This window comes from Acinetobacter legionensis (assembly GCF_057165765.1).
Genome location: NZ_CM169896.1, coordinates 1,999,728 through 2,016,772 on the forward strand (window position 1 = coordinate 1,999,728; position 17,045 = coordinate 2,016,772).

The following is a 17,045-nucleotide window of genomic DNA, read 5'->3' on the forward strand; positions in this document are numbered from 1 at the left end:
TGAGATAGAGATTATCTGGCATTGCATATTTATATATTTAATGGATAATTATGTTTTCTTCCATGGTTTTTTACATGCCAATCGTTAATGTTAAAAAGCTTGATAATATTCTTAGTAAATTATTTGAAAGTAAAAGAATTCCAAAAATAATTTTAATTGGCTATAAATCATATAGTGATCTTATGAATGACCGAAAATTTTTTGAAGATGTAGTGGGCTCATCAATGAAACCCAGCAAACGAACTTATAAAAATATTAAAATAAAAGTAACCCAAGATGATAATCAGCTTGAGGTTAGATGTTTTTCTTGAATTTTTGAAGATCCTATTAGCATGAAAATTAAAATTGGTTTACTTATTTTGAAAATTGAGTGCAATATTAGATTAAAATATTATATTAGTATCCTACGCTAATGAATAAAAATAAATTTTTATAATAGTTTTTACTTCTGTATTAATAGTTAGCATATTTTTACTAGGTTTTTCCGTTTATAAGATTTCTCAAGCACGAAATAAAAATAACATCTTGAAACTTTCTAGCGATGCTAAAAATTCATTAGTCGATATTGCTAAATAGAATTACTTATTCGATATAGATCGAACTAATGAAAATACCATAATGATTTTTTTAAATTTTATCGGCTACTTAGTGATTGATTTTTTGATCCTGTTACTCTTGATTATGAGCTTTTTCATCATCTTTAGCTGAATTTTGTGCTTTAATTGAGCATGAGCTGAATCACAATTAAACAGTTTAAGGATGAAATGCAGGTTATGAAATTCAAATTATGAGATGAGCATCTTAAATAGCTTGAAATAGACAGAATTAAAAGCGGTGATAGTGAAGGTACTGATGATCTTACATCAGTAAAAATAACTATTCAGGTTGTTGATGCAAGTAAGTAAGCCCTCCTCGATAAGGGATTACATCCTAAAAAAGGACAAAATTAAAATCTTAAATTTATCAGTTTTATAATTATGTTATTGAATTGACTGATTTAAAATTAAGTTGTAAATTACCATGTTACATCTTAGATGATTAAACAGTGACCTTATTTTTTCGTTTTTTTATTTCGGTGCTCCTAATATTAATAATCTTCATGTTTATGTATATTGTTATAAAGGGTATTTGAGTCTGACATATTTTTTAAGCAATAAGAAACCCGCATTAAGCAGGTAAATACTCAGTTTCTTTTTTGGAGTAAACCATTGTCTAAGTATGAGGTGCTTTGTTTATAGCATCAATAGAATTTCTCTTTTTTAGTTTTATAAAATTAACATGATATAGCTATCCAGAACTCTAGATAAGCTTCACACATCAAATAATAGAATGACACCTTGCCCTAAACTTTTAAAATTAGCGTCAGGGCAGGGTAAACAAATCACACGATGTATCATTTACTATTGCTAATTACAATGAGTGTAATACATTGAAAGATGCAAAGAATAAGGCTTTTAAGTGAGGGTTAAACTTTTAATTTTGTATAATCTTTTAAAATATTGGGATGAAAAGTAATTGTCAGATATTAAATTATATTCGCTAAATAAGAGCGTTGTTACACTTGTTAAGACTCAATCTAGTGACTTTGAAGCGCTTGTTGCTATTCGAATTGAAGCAATGTTTGAAAGCCTTAAGCGTCTTGGTCGTTTTGATCCCATACGTGTAAGAGAGCGTTTTCGAGAAGGCTTTAATCCTGAGTTTACTCGCTATATAGAAGTTTCTGGTGAAAGAGTAGGTTTCGTGGTTGTTAAACCTTATATCGATGGAATGTTACTTGACCATCTCTATATTAAACCAGGTACACAAGGTATAGGCATAGGTTCTGTAGTTCTTCGTCATATCTTCAAGGAGGTGGATGAACTTGGTTTGTCATTGAAAGTAGGAGCTTTAAAAGAGAGTGCTTCAAATCGATTTTATAGTCGTCATGGTTTTCAATTCGTGGAAAGTAGTGAATTTGATAACTACTATGTTCGTCATAATGGACAAAGTGGTTTGGGGGTGGATATTTGACTTAAACTTATTTGTTATTTAGGAAAATAAATAATTTAGAACGAGCGAATGCAGTGCGAATTGATAATGAAAAATTAGATGAAGCATGACCCTTAGATTGAGAGTAGTTCCCTTAAAGACCATTAGGTTTAATGAGAATGTTATTCTTTTGAATTTTCACAATTTAGTAGAATACATTTGCCATCAATTTTACCAACCGAACTTATTGGTTTCGATGTATCTCCATCGTCTAGAGAGATCTCAACAAATAAGTTTTGATCCTCGAAAGATTCCAACTCTTTAATTAATTGTTTGATAGTTTTTCCACGTGTTATCCATTCTGGCTGTTTAGACATATTTTTTCCTGTTATAGATCATTGATACTGTCGCCAAATACAATGAATGTAGTGCTTTAAATGATGCGAAAAACAATGTGTTAGAATGAGACTAAATAAGCTAGAAACTCATTTGAAATTATAGGCTTTAAGCTACACTATGACTTCTTCTTATTACAGCCGATCACACTGGCATCTGTGATGATATTCTTTTTATCGGTGTACAGAGTGATATTGCAAAAATAATCGATAACAGTCCGATTCTCTGTATATCCAGTTTTCCGATATACAGGTTCGCTACCAACTGGCATTTGGCCAATCACGCCACCACCTCCAATTCCAACCATTGTCGTCTTTTGGCCAATATACTCAACACCTGTCTGCACGAAAACTTTTTCTGGTGTTACATGGGTCTGCACTCGATTCCACCCATAGAAGCCACCACTACCATACGACGATGGACCCAGACCATGATCAGGTTTACCAAATAATTTAAATGCATTACTGGCTGGTTGCCCTACTAGTTTTTGTGCAGCCACTTCGACTTCATTGGGTTTGGAGACCAAGGTAGCGCAAGCGGTGATGGTAAACACCATAAGGGTTACACAACTATATTTGAATAAAGGCATGGAAATGATTCCCGAAATAATGAATGTTATACGCATAATGCAGATTGAGAAATTAATCAATAATGACTAAGTATATAATTTATTCGATTATATCGCTTAATTATAGATAACCTCAACATAGCCTAGTCCTAACTCATAGAATCAGGACTAGCAAAAAATATCGATTTACGATGTTTAGACTATTCAAAAGTACACTCAGTGTATTTCTTCAAGTGTATCGAAGAAAACGCATTTAAGCCTCTGAGCTTTGGGTTATTGATTTTGAATATTACGCTGATTTAATAAAGGTGTATTTAGATTATTGAATTTTCTCTGATACTCATCATTTGAAATAAGCCCTCGATCTTTTGCTTTTTGTAAATACTGAATGTTTTGTTGATTTTGTAGAGACTCTACTGCATTCATATCATTTTTCTTTAAGTAGTATTGAGTCTTTTCATACGTATTCATAGTAGATGTGTTTAATGAGTCTTCTTGAATTTTTACCGCCTTTTCATATCTTTGTTTTTTTGATAATTCTTCTTGTTGTTTTTTAAAATCAAAAAAATCAACTGAAGGAGTGCTTTCAAGTGAAATTTCATTTTGTTCAGAACTAAACATTAATGATCTTTCTTTTGAGTTTTGCTCAGAAAATGCTGGCATAGAATACGATTGCCCACAAAGTATAAAAAGATAAAGGCATTTTTTAATCATTACTAAATTTCTCAGAAAAGATTTTACGTTAAAATAACTAGCAAAGCTTTTGTAGAATATCTTAAAAATGAAAATATAACTATTTAAATTTTGTATAGATGACACATTGGTAAGCATACAGTTGAGTCTAATAAGATCAATCAAAGCAACACAGCCATTTCAATGGATAATTGTCTACGCATTACGGTAGCTCAACTTAACCATATGAAACGCTAGAGGAGTTCGATGAACTACTTTTCTAGATTTATTCAATCTTTTAAGATGTTTTTTCAATTTGTTTTTCTCATAAATTTTACATAATTATAATAAATATTTTGTTGGATTATATTTATGGGATGTATTTTTAATAGAGGTAATTTAAATAAATATTATTTTAAAGATTTTATTTTTTATTGAAAATTCAGTGTTTTTCTATAAATAAGGCTTATATTAGGTTACAATATAAAATATTTAATCCGTGATGTTTTATTGTATTAAGAATGTGTGATTAACATTGTGATAAATAGATTGTTAAAATTTTTATCTTTTAATCAAGTTTTAAAGTTTTAAAGTTTTAAAGTTTTAAAGTTTTAAAGTTTTAAAGTTTTAAAGTGGTTTTGATGGTGGGGTGTATTTTATATTTCGCTTAAAAGGTGTAATTGAGTCTTTATTAAGATTAAAATCACATTAAAAAATTACAAAAATAATAATGCTGTAAACAAATATTAATATATAGTTTTATTGTATAAGACATTACTTACATAATTTTGACATAAAGTTAACTTAAATTATAATGTAAAATTTAAGGATATAAATGATTATAAATTATCGGAAATAACTAGCTTATAAATTATTGATTATTTTGTTGTTGAAATTTTGAGCTTTAAAAATTTTATATCTGATAATTTATAGATCTTTTTTATTTGAAATTATCTTAAACACTTGAGGAATTATTATGAAAATTGCTTTGATTGGTGCAACAGGTATGGCAGGTTCACGTATTTTAGAAGAACTTGTTTCACGTGGTCATTATGTTAAAGCTATTGCACGTGATACACATAAAATACCAGATACGGAACGTGTTTTATCTTTAGATGTTGACTTAAATGATCATGATGCACTCGTAGAAGTACTAAAAGGTCAGGATGCTATTATAAGCTCAGTTCCTTTCCAAGGATTAGATGCTAATGCATTGATCAATACAATTAGGGATTCAAAAGTTAAACGTTACCTCGTCGTAGGCGGCGCTGGTGGATTAACGCTTCCTAATAAAAATGTACGTTTATTGGATACCGATGATTTTCCTGCTGCTTATAAACCTGAAGCAGAAGCAGCTACAAATTTTCTTGAAAAACTCAAACAAGTTGATGATATCGACTGGACTTTCATATCACCTTCTGCTGAGTTTGCACCTGGCAAACGAACAGGGGAGTTTCGTTTAGGAAAAGATGAACTTATAATAGGTAAAGATGGTAGCAAAATTTCAGCTGAAGATTTTGCAATAGCATTGTCTGATGAAATTGAAAGTAATAACCATATTCATCAACGTTTTACTGTTGGTTATTAAGAAGTGAATGAAAGCCCTCAATTGAGGGCTTTTTTATATATAAAATCATTAAAATTAATAGTATTAATAAGATTTATAGTTTCTTGAATGAATATTATTTAAATATTTTAAGTGGATTATAAGTGTTTGCAAATTTTATTTTGATTGATTTTTAAATGTTTATATTGAATTGATCTAAATAAATATTATTAAAAAATAATGAAATAATATTTCAATCAAATCAATGCTTTTGAATTTATTTTTATAATTTTAATATATGTTGATACATATAAAGAGTAGCTATTAATAAAGCAAAGGATCATGCTTGATTTTGTCATTAATGTTAATGATAAAAAAAGGATAATTATTATGTCTAACTCCACTAATCAACCTGGTTCAAATCAAAATAACCAAACATCTAAACAACCTGATAGCGATAAAGGTAATCAACCTCAAAAACAGCAACAAGGAAATCAAGATCAGCAAAATTCTGGTGTTAATCCTAAACAAGATAATAATGCAAAAGAACAGCAGCAAGCTCCTAACACGAAGTAATAATGTCAAAGTATTATCTTATAATTAAAGGGGCGTAAGCCCCTTTAATACATGGAAAATAATTAAATGGGCTCCAAAACAACATTATGATATATGTGAAATATTGTATCAGTATATGAGCTTGCTCATACCAATGATGATGAAATAATAAATAGAGATCTAGATATTAATTATTTTTTAGATGTTGATATAGACATGAAGCTGCTACTTTTGAATATTTACACGCATATCTATTTGGTTGAGTAAGTTTTACTGTTGTATAACAGCCACTATTTTAAATAGGTGAAACTATTCCCAATATCTTTTCAGCTATTTCATTACCATTTAAATATGCTCCATGAACAGTACCTGCATATTTCAAACTACAATGCTCGCCAGCGAAGAAAATTTGTTCTCGAATGGGTTTGTGTAATACTTTAACCAGATCATCTGTGTGCTTCAGTGATGGAAAACTAAAGGAACCATAACTATAAGCATCAGAACCCCAACGTGTAATGATGAGCTTCTTAGGCTTATGGGGAATACTGCCGAATTGTTTTTTTAAGCTATTATAAATAAACTGGTATATTTGATTATTCGTTGAATTATCGATAAATTCTGATTGTTTTCCTCCAAACAGCATCAAATAAACTGGTTTTTTATAAATTTCAGATAAGTCTAAAATATTAAAACAGCCAATATCATTCCAATAGAAATCACTTATATGTCTGGCAGGTAGTTTTAATCTAAAAGAAAGCGGTTGTTCTAATTCAAAAAATACTTTATTGAATGAACCAAATCCAATATTTTTAATAGAATTAGCATAGTGATTAGGGAGCAAGGGATAAAATTCGATATGATTTTTTTGTAAGACACCGAGTGGTACAGTAACCACCACACGAGAACCTATGTAAAAATTATTATTGGAATCAATAATTTTTACATAATCATTTTTGCAGATGATTTTTTTTACATCTACATTTAATTTAATATCTAATTTTTTTGAAAGTACATCTATCACTTGATGATAGCCCATGGGAAATATTACTTCATCTCCTTCAAAATAACCTTCATAATTTTTATAATTTGCTAAAAGTTGGTCAAGATTTGTCGCAAATGGATCATTTGCTATTCGCTCGAAAAAGTTAAATAATATTTTTTTAAGATAACACTCTGAAAATTTGCTACCTGAATAATCTAAAGAAGATATTATTTCTTTAATTGCATTCAGGGCAGATATTGTTTGTGTTTGAGAAAGTAGCATTTCTATTTTTTCTACATGAGATTCAAACTCCTGAACTTCTTGATCAGAAAATAGCAAACCATTTTCATGAAAATATTGAGATTTATAGTAGTTAAATATTTTTGTTTCAATGTGGTTTTCTTGGGTAATTTTCCATATAGGATTACCTTTAATACCATGAATCCATGATGCACCTAAATCAAAAACATCAGAATCAGATTTCAATGAATCTATTCGTCCACCTATACGAGATCTGGCTTCAAGTAGGGTAACTTTTTTACCACTTTCTTGTAGTTTTTTAGCGCATGCTATTCCAGCAATACCGGCACCAATAATAATAATCGGAAGATGAATATCGCGATTTTTTAACATAAAATTTATAGTACACTTATACATCCTAAAACTAGGATAATACACCTTATACTTTTTATACAAAATTATTAATATTTTTTCATTATAAATCAATAGATTGGTTTAATAGGATGCGTATTTCAACCTACAAACATGGCTTTTTATGGTAATTGGAGTCGGACTTGGAGGGCATATATGTAACTTCTGATCAACTTTGATACAAGGTAAGCGATATCTTTAATAAACCTATACATAACTTAAATAATAAATATTTAAATTTTCCTATACTTAGAGACAAGTAATATTATTAGGTTTTAAAATGAAAAACATCATAAGTGTTCCGCTTTTATCAGTTTTAGTATCATTTAGTTCACTATCTGCATTTGCTAAAACTTCTCAAGAATCTATAACCTTTTCCAAAGGTACAGATCAAAAAACACAGACAGGAAGTTTTAAGGGATATGATGATATTCAATATAAAATTTATGCAAAAAAAGGACAAGTTCTTAAATTTAAAATAAACAGTAATAAAAATTTAGCAAATATTAATTTTTTCTCTCCTAATAGTAAGCCGGGTAGGGATGAGGCAATTTTTATTGGTTCTACTGGTGGTCAAGTTGGTGAGCTTATTTTACCTTTGAGTGGTGAATACACAATACAAGTTTATCAGATGCGTAATAGTGCTCGCCAAAATCAGAAAGTTAATTTTCAACTTAATATTCAGATTCAAAATGAACTTAAACATGCTGCTAGGTGATCTTTTTAAGGCATAAAAATCCAATAATTTAAAGTATATAGTAGGTATAGAATTTATATTAATATGATATTGAAAGTACATTATAGATTTAATTTATCTACATAATGCATGATTGAAAACTAATCTTATTTCTACTAGAATACAAAAACTTCATTGGCAAGTAGCCGCTTTTTACTCAGGTAAAGAGGTGATGATCAACATAATTGCTCAAATGGGCATGGTCATCCTAGCAAAGAACTAAAAGATCTTTCGAGCATATATTTCTTTTTGCTGGCAAGACCTTTGATTTATGACTCTGCTCTGGCTAGAAAGAGTGACAAATCATTGGTAATTATTGCTAGCCAGAGAAATTATTATGCTATCCGCTTTGCTAATATCTCGTTCCGTATTTGCTTTATCCGAAATTGGGGATAAAACCCTATTATTGGCGTTACTACTTTCAGCTCGACTCCAAAAGCCTACTCCTATTCTTGTCGCTATATTTCTCGCAACATTACTAAAACATGGTGTTTCAGCTGTTTTAGGGCAGTGGATTACTACTGTTCTTAGTCCTACATTATTGTTTGGATAGTTTCTGTGGGATTTATCGGTATGGCTGTATGGATGCTTATTCCAGATGACTAGGCGATGAATCCGAAAGTATTAAAAAATGGCAAAAATATGGCATCTTTGGTGCAAGCTTTATACTTTTCTTTTTGCAGAAATTGTTGATAAAACTCAATTAGCTATGGTGGCTTTAGCAGCGCGTTTTGACAGCATAGCCTGAGTAACTATAGGGAAGAGTTTGGGGATAATGTTAGTGAATGCTCCTACAGTTTTCATTGGAAATAAGCTTGCTGGAAAACTTCCTATTCCATTAATTCATGAAATTGGCATACTTGTCTTTTTATTTATTTGGATCACTGTACTCATTCAATATTACTTTTTCTAACTATAATGAGGCGATTTAAACTAATGCCCATATATTGGCACCGCTTATTTTTTACTTTGTATCTACTTACTCCGCCACTTATTACTTTACTGCTATTGGGTTTAGCAGGTAACTGGTCGGATAGTGTACGATTGGCACTTTTATCACTACCAGGTTGCTGGCTGTGTTTTCAAGCGACCCAAAAATCAAACTTATTGTGGAAATTTTTTTCCATATTTTGGTGGTTTATCTTTATATTTCATACAAGTTTACTTTCAGTAAGTTGGCTATTGTTCAATAGTGATGCTGAAGCATATACAGTTGTAGAATCTATTGCGAATACAACATTTAATGAAAGTTTAGAGTTTTTTCATCTACATGTGGTTTTTTTTACGCTCTTTATTGGCTTTATTTTAATTGCTCTAATTTTATATTTTTCTATATTATTTAAATATTTTAATAAAACAGATTTACATGATCAGCAAGTAAACCGAGTGGGACGCTATGCTGTAGGTTTGTTAATATTACTATGTATAGTGAGTTATGCGTTTAAGCCTTCAATTGCTTTACATCCATTACTTTTTTGGTATGGATATTATGGCAATATTGCAGACTTTAAACTCCGTATTTTACAGCATGATAAAATACATAAAGAATGGACCCTTAATGCAAAAAAGAGGTTGGTTGTTGATGGTAAATTTAATAAAAAACAGATACATACGATTGTTTTAACAGATAGTATTACAAGTTTTAATTTTGGATTATGTGGTTATCCAAGAAATACAACACCTGAACTAACTAAACGTAGTGATCAGTTCAAAGTATTTTGTCGTGGATACGCACCTGCATCTTCTACTATTCAATCTTTACGTTATTTATTTAATGATGGTACACGGGATGTAATGGATGATAATGCGCCAGAAAATATCATGGCATATGCAAAGGCTGCAGGTTTTAAAGTTTACTGGATTAGTAACCAAGACGATGTTTATATTTCTTCGCTTTTTGCAGCTTATGCAGATAAAGCAGTATTTATAAATAAGAAATCAGGCCGTAGTAGTACTTCATTAGATGAAAAGATTCTTCCTGCATATAAAATTGCTTTAAATGATCCAGAACCTCGTAAATTTATAATTCTACATCTTATTGGTTCACATCCGAATTATAAAATGCGCTATCCAGAACAATTTTCTAAATTTAGCGATTCTTCAAATGATGAAGTAGAAGAAAAACTTGAAAAAAATGAGATAAGCCATTTAATTCAACTGAAGCGAAATGAATATGATAACAGCATACTTTACCAAGACTGGATTGTTTCAAAGCTGTTTGACCTTCTAACTTCCACTCAATCAGATTTTAGATCTTTTACCTTTTTATCAGATCATGGTAATGAAGTTGGACATGATCAGAACTATGCTGGACATAGTGCAAGTACCGAGGCTGGATATCGTGTTCCCATTGTTATTTGGTATGATCAAATGCCAACTAAAGGTATAAGAAGTGAAAGACCAATTGATGCTGGTGATTTAGATCGTTATATATTACATCTAATGGGGGGACATGACAGGTTAGATCGTAAAGAACAACTATGTTGGTTAGATCAAACCTGTAAATTTTTACCTGGCTTACTTTGGCATTAGCTAAAATAATCCAAGACATTGTTTGTGCTTTAAACTGGTTTTTGGGTAAGTTGATAGTTTTTATTGAAATTAGATGGTCTTTAATAAGTATAGGAGTGTATCAACTCGTCACTATATTTCTTAATGGTTGGTATTTTCTTATTGCTGTCTTTTATTTTGTTGTTTTAAATGGAATAAATAGATAATGGTCATATCAGTGTCATGTTCTTTGATTAGTTTGCCTGCATTCAATCTAATATGATATTTCAATGATGAAACCATTTAAAATTAAATATTCTCTAATAATTTGTTTCTATTCAGGAATGTTTTTAACAGCCTGCAATAATGATCATGATGATAATTCAGCTGTTGTAGTACCACCCAAGGCAGATACATCACTATATTTACAGACTAAACAACCCTATCAACCTCAGCAGAAACTAAGCAGTTATGAAGCAACACCCGTTGGTTATCATGCAGTTTTTACAGAATTAGTTGCTCGACATGGTTCACGAGGTTTATCGAGTATTAAATATGATTTAGCTTTATACAACATGTGGTTAAAAGCAAAACAGGAAAATGCCTTAACGCCATTGGGTGAACAATTGGGTACCGATTTAGAAGCTATGATGAAAGCCAATATTCTATTGGGTTATGGGGTAGAAGGTATACGTCAGTATGGCTATGGCAACGAAACTTCTGTGGGTATTAAAGAGCATCAGGGTATTGCAGATCGTTTATTACTACGCTTACCACAATTATTTAATCAAGCTAGCCAACAAGGTAAATCTGTACAAGTCATCAGCTCGGGTGTGGATCGAGCGGTGGACAGTGCTAAATTTTTTACCCATGAATTATTGAAACAGCAACCGAGTTTAAAAACTGTAATTACACCGGCAAGTTATCAAAGTCTCAACAGTATCTCTATACCAAGTATTGTTGATGGTGGGGTAAATCGCTTTCATCTGTATTTTCATAGTTTAAATGTACAAGACGATTTGACCAATGTTAAAACGGATTTAGACAAAACAGTCTATGCTGCTAGCTTAAAATATCAAGATTTTGAAGAGAACGATCCAGACTTAAAACAAAAAATTAAAGCATTGAGTGCAGATCCTAATGCGCAAAAAATCGCAACAGATGTATTAAGCCCAATTTTTAAAACAGCGTTTATTCAAAAAATTGGTCAAACTGGCTATAGCTTTAGTAATTCAGGATCATTCACTGTAACAAGTCCAAAAGGAGAACAGATTACTGAAAAAGGAAAAGGTAAAAATACTATTGCCAGTGCAGTAGATGCTGCGGCTTATGTGTACGAGTTGTATTCAATCACCGATGGAATGCAAGACGAGCTTGGTGCGACCCATTTTAAAAAATATATGCCTATCAAAGCGGCTAAGTTTTATGCGCAATATAATGATGCCAATGATTTTTATAGTAAAGGCCCAAGCTTTGATACAGGAAAAGCTGTAACAACAGATATTGCCAAATCACTTAAACAGGATTTATTTAAACAAGTTGATGATGTTATGAGCAACACACAAAAGAATGTTGCTGTATTAAGATTTGCTCATGCTGAAATCATTATCCCTTTAGCAACTAGCTTAGAGTTAAAGGGGATGATGCAATCTGTGCCCTTTACACAGACGTTTAATTATTCAAATAGCGCATGGCGTGGTGAAGATATCTCACCGATGGCAGCAAACTTACAGTGGGATATTTATCAAAATTCGCAAGGGCAGACTTTGTTAAAAATGCTCTACAACGAAAAAGAGATTGCTTTTAAAAAAGATTGTGATTATGCCCGCTATAAAGCAAACAGCTATTATTATGATTATTTAAAGTTGAAACAATGTTATAATATTCAATAGATTGCTATAAAATTTTAGGGGAACTGGTTTCTCCTTTTTGATCGGTTTATAAAAGGAACACTGTGAAATTCCAGCAACATACTATTCAAGCTGCTATTTTTGATATGGACGGTACGATGCTGGACACTGAAAGGCTTAGGTTTAATGTATTAAAACAAGCGTCGTTGGAAATTATCGGTGTAGAGTTTAGCTTAGATTATTTGATGCAATGTTTAGGGCTTAATGCGTTAAGCTCAGAACATTTAGCGCAAAAGTTTTATGGTCAACATATTCCTTACCAGCACATTCGGCAGCGTGCTGAACAAATTGAACTTGAGATAGTTTTGTCGCAAGGCGTACCAGTGAAAGCTGGAGTTTTAGAAATATTAGCTTATTTGCAATCTCAAAATATCCTATTGGCTGTCGCTACATCTAGTACCCGAAAAATTGCTGAAAAATATTTAAAACTTGCAAAAATTGATCATTATTTTACCTTGTTGGTCTGTGGCGATGACGTGATACAAGGTAAACCACATCCAGAAATTTTTAACAAAGCCTGCACTTTATTAAATCTAAATCCGCAACACAGCTTGATGATTGAAGATTCTGAAAATGGGATTACTTCAGCAGATTTGGCTGGGGGAGTCACGATTTTGATTGAGGATATTAAAGCGCCGAATCAGGTCATGCTGGCGAGAGCAGATTACTATTTTGAATCTATGTTGGATTTTTATCAGGCAATCATAAAATCTGACTGAATAAAATTCATTTTCAATTGAACAACACTCAGTCAATTCAAGATTTAAACATGATGATTACGTGCTTTAATAGAAGCATTAAAATTAATGTGAATTTGATGTGTTTTTAGATTCTCAAAGTTTAACAACTCCAACTGAGACACATAATTATCCTGAGTGGCACAAAGGGAGAAAACACTACGCCTTATGGTACGTCGAAATTCATCATCCCGAATTATTAGCTTATTTAAATGATTTAACAGAAAAATTCTCAAACTATTTATTGCAACCCAACACACGCCAATTTCATATCACATTGTATATTTGTGGCTTTCTAAAAAAAAATAAAATGCAATTTGATGATGATTTTATTCAAAGCAAATTTCAACAACAGCTTAAAATTCTGACCCAAAACCAGCCAAATAGTTTTAAATTAACGACAGGAAAAATAAATAGTTTTAGTAGTGCTTTGTTTATAGAAATTCAAGATCATGAAAATAGCCTAAGCAATATTAGACAGTTATTATCCTATTCAAGCCAAGAAATTGCTGCATTACATTATTATCCACATATTACCTTAGGTCTGTATTCAACAGAGATTAGAGCACAAGAAATATTCAAAGCTATCGAAACGATTGATCAAAAAAGTTTTGAAATTAGCGTTGATCGGCTTAATTTTGGTATATATCAAGCGCAAGTCTTACAAGGGCCTTTAGCCACGTTACATCAGCTTATACTCAATCCGAAAAAAACAGATGGATATTGGGAGTGGAATTCATGTTGCAATTAATCCTTGGCGGCGCGCGTTCAGGAAAAAGTAAATTAGCTGAAAAGATCGCGAAAGACTCAAATCTAAAGGTCATTTATATTGCTACGGCCCAAGCTTGGGATGATGAAATGCAACAACGTATTTCACACCATCAGTCACAACGACCTAATGAATGGCGGCTGATTGAAGAACCACTCTATCTAGCAGATTGTTTAAAACAAATAGATCAAGAAAAGCAAGTGATTTTGGTCGATTGCTTAACCTTATGGATGAGTAATTTATTGATGCATGAGGACACAAATATGCAACGCATTGAATGTGAAAAATTGCTTAAAAACTTACCTAAATTAGAGTCTGAAATTGTTTTAGTCAGTAATGAAACTGGGCTAGGTGTTATACCAATGGGTGAAATAACCCGAAAATTTGTTGATGAATCAGGACGTTTACATCAACTATTAGGTCAAATTGCTGATAAAGTAGTGTTTTGCGTCGCAGGTTTTCCGATGTTATTAAAAGGATAAATATTGTGATTACTATCATACAAATTTGAGCATTTTAACGATTAATAATGAATTTTTAAAATATGAGATGGAGAGTAACAATGAGTTGGTGGTTAGAAGCATGTAAAGTACCAAATGCAGAAACAAAACAACAGGCTGAAGAACGTCAATTACAATTGACCAAGCCAACAGGCTCACTGTCTGTTTTGGAAAATGTCGCCGTGCAATTGGCTGCTTTGCAAAGTAACCCAAAACCTAATGTAGACAAACCTTGGATCACGATTTTTGCAGGCGATCATGGGGTGATGGCTGAAAATATTTCAGCATATCCACAAGCAGTAACTCGTCAAATGCTGCAAAACTTTGCAACGGGTGGCGCGTGTATCAGTGTGATTGCTAAAGAATATGCTGCCACTTTACAAGTCATTGATTGTGGTACAGTGGGTGAAGTTTACCAATATCAAGGGGTTGAGCGTCACAGTATCGCTCAAGGGACTGCCAATTTTGCTCAACAATTGGCAATGACTGAGCAACAATGTCAGCAAGCCATGGCGCTGGGGCGTGAGAGTGTAGCAAAAGCCATTGCACAAGGTGCTTCAATTTACATTGCTGGAGAAATGGGGATTGGCAATACCTGTTCAGCTTCAGCGATTGCATGTTTCTTATTAAATGAGCCCGCTGAGCAACTGACAGGTGTAGGCACGGGGATTCGTGCTGATCAGTTGATTCATAAAAAAAATATCATTCAGAATTCACTTGAATTACATAAAAATTATGTTAAAAATGATGCATTTAAAGTTTTGTGTGCTGTAGGTGGCTTAGAAATTGCTGCAATGACAGGAGCTTATATTCGTTGTGCTCAACTCGGCGTTCCTGTAATTGTTGATGGTTTTATTAGTTCTGTGTCGGCATTAGTCGCGGTACGACTCAATCCTGAAGTTCGACAATGGATGTTGTTTGGTCATCAGTCTGCTGAATATGGACACCAGCGTCTATTACAAGAATTGAATGCTGATCCATTATTAAAGCTTAATTTACGTTTAGGGGAAGGCAGTGGTGCGGGTGCTGCCTTGGGGGTGATTAAGTTGGCATGCAGTTTACATAACAACATGGCAACCTTTGCAGAAGCAGCTGTGATTGGCCAGAAAGTTTAAATTTATTCATAATTCAAAAAGAGCATATGCATGAAACTGAGGATTGATCTATTACGTCATGGGGAAACTACGCTGAATCATACTTTGCGTGGTTCGACTGATGACGAATTGACGGAATTGGGCTGGCAACAAATGCACCAGACCATTTCTTATGATCAATCTTCTGTGCAAACGAACTGGGATTTTATGTTTAGCTCGCCCCTTAAGCGCTGTTTTTCATTTGCACAGTCACTTTCTGAACAAGTAAAAATACCTCTAATGCAGGATCATCGATTACAAGAAATACATTTTGGTGATTGGGAAGGCATTTCAACACAGCAGATTTATGAAAAGTCCCCAGAGTTATTGGAAAATTTTTGGCAATCTCCGACACATTTTACCCCGCCAAATGCTGAAAGATATTTAGATTTTCAGTATCGAATTAAGCAAGCATTACAAGCAATCAAAGAGCAGATGTTGATTAGCCAAAGCCAAACTGCTTTGATTGTGACGCATGGTGGTGTGATTAAGCTTTTAAAATGTATTGCACTAAAGCAATCTCTTGATGATATTTTAAAAATGTCAGCAGAACTTGGGCAATTAAATCGGTTTATATTGGACAGTGAAACCATGCAGTTAGAGTTATTGGAGAGCAATAAATGACCCCATTTTTGATTGCATTGCAATTTCTAACGGTTTTCCCTGTTCATTTAAAAAATATGCCTTCGCCAAAACAAAATGGTCAGTCACTGCTATTTTATCCAGTGATTGGGCTTTTGATTGGTTTGGTTCTGTTTGCCGTTGCCAGTTTTCTACATGTTTTACCTGTTGTTTTACTCAGTACTATTATTCTAGTCCTCTGGATTTTACTCACAGGTGGTTTACATTTAGATGGTTTAGCCGATACTGCGGATGCTTGGGTCGGTGGCTTTGGTGATAAAGAAAATACTTTAAGAATTATGAAAGACCCAGCATGTGGACCATTTGGTGTGCTGAGTTTAATTGTTATCTGCTTGATTAAGTGGTCTGCACTGTATGTGTTATTACAAGAGCAATACTATACTGCTTTGATTCTATTTCCTATTTTAGGGCGTTTAACACCATTATTTTTATTTCTAACCACTGAATATGTCCGTGAAAAGGGTTTAGGTTGGTCTATTGCTCAATATATTCCTAAAACTTGGGCAATGATCATTTTTGGTATTAGTTTATTGGGTGCAGGTTATTTTGTCTGGGTAGGTTTAGTGACCGCGACGATTTTTATTTTGACCTTAATTTATCTTCGCTATAAATTTATTCAACGAATTGATGGCATTACGGGTGACACCATTGGTGCAAGTATAGAAATCGCAGAAACCGTCTGTTTACTCTGTTTTATCATTTGTGGTTTTTATATTTAAGCAGATTAAGAAAAACCGAAGTTTCTAAACTTCGGTTTTTAAATGGATCACTTATTTATGTTTATTTACTC

The 17,045-nt window shown here is 32.5% G+C and carries 17 protein-coding genes and 2 pseudogenes; 15 read left to right on the plus strand and 4 right to left on the minus strand.

The window, feature by feature from the left end; all coding sequences use genetic code 11:
• Positions 1–74: 74 nt before the first annotated feature.
• The 3 genes and pseudogenes from AC2G3J_RS09110 (at position 75) to AC2G3J_RS09120 (ending at position 2,010) form a co-directional block, all read left to right on the plus strand.
• Positions 75–311, plus strand: coding sequence for a hypothetical protein (locus AC2G3J_RS09110; RefSeq protein ID WP_419327266.1), 237 nt, complete (start codon positions 75–77; stop codon positions 309–311).
• Between the two features lie 498 nt (positions 312–809).
• Positions 810–905, plus strand: a pseudogene (locus AC2G3J_RS09115) (DUF2280 domain-containing protein); the annotation flags it as partial.
• A 610-nt stretch (positions 906–1,515) separates the two neighbouring features.
• On the plus strand, positions 1,516–2,010 hold the full coding sequence (locus AC2G3J_RS09120) for a GNAT family N-acetyltransferase (RefSeq protein ID WP_483770985.1): 495 nt from the start codon (positions 1,516–1,518) through the stop codon (positions 2,008–2,010).
• Between the two features lie 140 nt (positions 2,011–2,150).
• Here the strand turns inward: AC2G3J_RS09120 and AC2G3J_RS09125 are convergent, their stop codons facing one another.
• The 3 genes from AC2G3J_RS09125 to AC2G3J_RS09135 form a co-directional block, all read right to left on the minus strand.
• A complete protein-coding gene (locus AC2G3J_RS09125) occupies positions 2,151–2,345 on the minus strand; it encodes a hypothetical protein (protein ID WP_336950987.1) in 195 nt (64 codons plus the stop codon).
• 137 nt (positions 2,346–2,482) lie between these two features.
• Positions 2,483–2,953, minus strand: a complete 471-nt coding sequence (locus AC2G3J_RS09130; protein WP_419359726.1) for a hypothetical protein — start codon at positions 2,951–2,953, stop codon at positions 2,483–2,485.
• 252 nt (positions 2,954–3,205) lie between these two features.
• Complete coding sequence (locus AC2G3J_RS09135; RefSeq protein ID WP_336950989.1) at positions 3,206–3,595, minus strand: hypothetical protein; 390 nt, start codon at positions 3,593–3,595, stop codon at positions 3,206–3,208.
• A 985-nt stretch (positions 3,596–4,580) separates the two neighbouring features.
• Here AC2G3J_RS09135 and AC2G3J_RS09140 point away from each other — a divergent pair.
• Both AC2G3J_RS09140 and AC2G3J_RS09145 read left to right on the plus strand, forming a co-directional pair.
• The gene (locus tag AC2G3J_RS09140; RefSeq protein ID WP_483770986.1) at positions 4,581–5,192 is read left to right on the plus strand and encodes an NAD(P)-dependent oxidoreductase; all 612 of its coding nucleotides are present in this window, start codon (positions 4,581–4,583) and stop codon (positions 5,190–5,192) included.
• A gap of 300 nt (positions 5,193–5,492) precedes the next feature.
• The gene (locus AC2G3J_RS09145; RefSeq protein WP_419359725.1) at positions 5,493–5,726 is read left to right on the plus strand and encodes a hypothetical protein; all 234 of its coding nucleotides are present in this window, start codon (positions 5,493–5,495) and stop codon (positions 5,724–5,726) included.
• Positions 5,727–6,000: 274 nt separating this feature from the next.
• On the opposite strand, the gene AC2G3J_RS09150 is transcribed toward AC2G3J_RS09145, so the two are convergent.
• The gene (locus AC2G3J_RS09150; protein WP_483770987.1) at positions 6,001–7,320 is read right to left on the minus strand and encodes an NAD(P)/FAD-dependent oxidoreductase; all 1,320 of its coding nucleotides are present in this window, start codon (positions 7,318–7,320) and stop codon (positions 6,001–6,003) included.
• Between the two features lie 298 nt (positions 7,321–7,618).
• Here AC2G3J_RS09150 and AC2G3J_RS09155 point away from each other — a divergent pair, with 298 nt between their 5' ends.
• The 10 genes and pseudogenes from AC2G3J_RS09155 to AC2G3J_RS09200 all read left to right on the plus strand — a co-directional run bounded on the left by AC2G3J_RS09155 (position 7,619) and on the right by AC2G3J_RS09200 (position 16,974).
• Complete coding sequence (locus tag AC2G3J_RS09155; protein ID WP_419327260.1) at positions 7,619–8,056, plus strand: DNA breaking-rejoining protein; 438 nt, start codon at positions 7,619–7,621, stop codon at positions 8,054–8,056.
• Between the two features lie 355 nt (positions 8,057–8,411).
• Positions 8,412–8,987, plus strand: a pseudogene (locus AC2G3J_RS09160) (TMEM165/GDT1 family protein).
• Between the two features lie 131 nt (positions 8,988–9,118).
• On the plus strand, positions 9,119–10,606 hold the full coding sequence (locus tag AC2G3J_RS09165) for a phosphoethanolamine transferase (protein ID WP_419820359.1): 1,488 nt from the start codon (positions 9,119–9,121) through the stop codon (positions 10,604–10,606).
• A gap of 251 nt (positions 10,607–10,857) precedes the next feature.
• Positions 10,858–12,456 (plus strand): histidine-type phosphatase, encoded by a 1,599-nt coding sequence (locus AC2G3J_RS09170; RefSeq protein WP_336951467.1) that lies wholly within the window; start codon positions 10,858–10,860, stop codon positions 12,454–12,456.
• 62 nt (positions 12,457–12,518) lie between these two features.
• On the plus strand, positions 12,519–13,193 hold the full coding sequence (locus AC2G3J_RS09175; RefSeq protein WP_336950996.1) for an HAD family hydrolase: 675 nt from the start codon (positions 12,519–12,521) through the stop codon (positions 13,191–13,193).
• Between the two features lie 100 nt (positions 13,194–13,293).
• The gene (locus AC2G3J_RS09180) at positions 13,294–13,962 is read left to right on the plus strand and encodes a 2'-5' RNA ligase family protein (protein ID WP_336950997.1); all 669 of its coding nucleotides are present in this window, start codon (positions 13,294–13,296) and stop codon (positions 13,960–13,962) included.
• Complete coding sequence (gene cobU / locus AC2G3J_RS09185) at positions 13,950–14,462, plus strand: bifunctional adenosylcobinamide kinase/adenosylcobinamide-phosphate guanylyltransferase (protein WP_336950998.1); 513 nt, start codon at positions 13,950–13,952, stop codon at positions 14,460–14,462. The genes AC2G3J_RS09180 and cobU overlap by 13 nt, the downstream gene beginning before the upstream one ends.
• A gap of 80 nt (positions 14,463–14,542) precedes the next feature.
• On the plus strand, positions 14,543–15,595 hold the full coding sequence (cobT, locus tag AC2G3J_RS09190) for a nicotinate-nucleotide--dimethylbenzimidazole phosphoribosyltransferase (RefSeq protein WP_336950999.1): 1,053 nt from the start codon (positions 14,543–14,545) through the stop codon (positions 15,593–15,595).
• Between the two features lie 30 nt (positions 15,596–15,625).
• A complete protein-coding gene (locus AC2G3J_RS09195) occupies positions 15,626–16,237 on the plus strand; it encodes a histidine phosphatase family protein (protein WP_336951000.1) in 612 nt (203 codons plus the stop codon).
• Entirely contained in the window at positions 16,234–16,974 is a 741-nt protein-coding gene (locus AC2G3J_RS09200; protein WP_419327252.1) for an adenosylcobinamide-GDP ribazoletransferase, read from the plus strand. Before AC2G3J_RS09195 ends, AC2G3J_RS09200 begins: the two co-directional genes overlap by 4 nt.
• Positions 16,975–17,045 lie beyond the last annotated feature (71 nt).

What these genes read in the sequence shown, in the direction of transcription:
- AC2G3J_RS09110 (WP_419327266.1), top strand. Translation starts at nt 75, where the DNA reads ATGCCAATCGTTAATGTTAAAAAGCTTGATAATATTCTTAGTAAATTA.
- AC2G3J_RS09125 (WP_336950987.1), bottom strand. Translation starts at nt 2,345, where the DNA reads ATGTCTAAACAGCCAGAATGGATAACACGTGGAAAAACTATCAAACAA.
- AC2G3J_RS09130 (WP_419359726.1), bottom strand. Translation starts at nt 2,953, where the DNA reads ATGCCTTTATTCAAATATAGTTGTGTAACCCTTATGGTGTTTACCATC.
- AC2G3J_RS09135 (WP_336950989.1), bottom strand. Translation starts at nt 3,595, where the DNA reads ATGCCAGCATTTTCTGAGCAAAACTCAAAAGAAAGATCATTAATGTTT.
- AC2G3J_RS09140 (WP_483770986.1), top strand. Translation starts at nt 4,581, where the DNA reads ATGAAAATTGCTTTGATTGGTGCAACAGGTATGGCAGGTTCACGTATT.
- AC2G3J_RS09145 (WP_419359725.1), top strand. Translation starts at nt 5,493, where the DNA reads ATGCTTGATTTTGTCATTAATGTTAATGATAAAAAAAGGATAATTATT.
- AC2G3J_RS09150 (WP_483770987.1), bottom strand. Translation starts at nt 7,320, where the DNA reads ATGTTAAAAAATCGCGATATTCATCTTCCGATTATTATTATTGGTGCC.
- AC2G3J_RS09155 (WP_419327260.1), top strand. Translation starts at nt 7,619, where the DNA reads ATGAAAAACATCATAAGTGTTCCGCTTTTATCAGTTTTAGTATCATTT.
- AC2G3J_RS09170 (WP_336951467.1), top strand. Translation starts at nt 10,858, where the DNA reads ATGAAACCATTTAAAATTAAATATTCTCTAATAATTTGTTTCTATTCA.
- cobU (WP_336950998.1), top strand. Translation starts at nt 13,950, where the DNA reads ATGTTGCAATTAATCCTTGGCGGCGCGCGTTCAGGAAAAAGTAAATTA.
- cobT (WP_336950999.1), top strand. Translation starts at nt 14,543, where the DNA reads ATGAGTTGGTGGTTAGAAGCATGTAAAGTACCAAATGCAGAAACAAAA.
- AC2G3J_RS09195 (WP_336951000.1), top strand. Translation starts at nt 15,626, where the DNA reads ATGAAACTGAGGATTGATCTATTACGTCATGGGGAAACTACGCTGAAT.
- AC2G3J_RS09200 (WP_419327252.1), top strand. Translation starts at nt 16,234, where the DNA reads ATGACCCCATTTTTGATTGCATTGCAATTTCTAACGGTTTTCCCTGTT.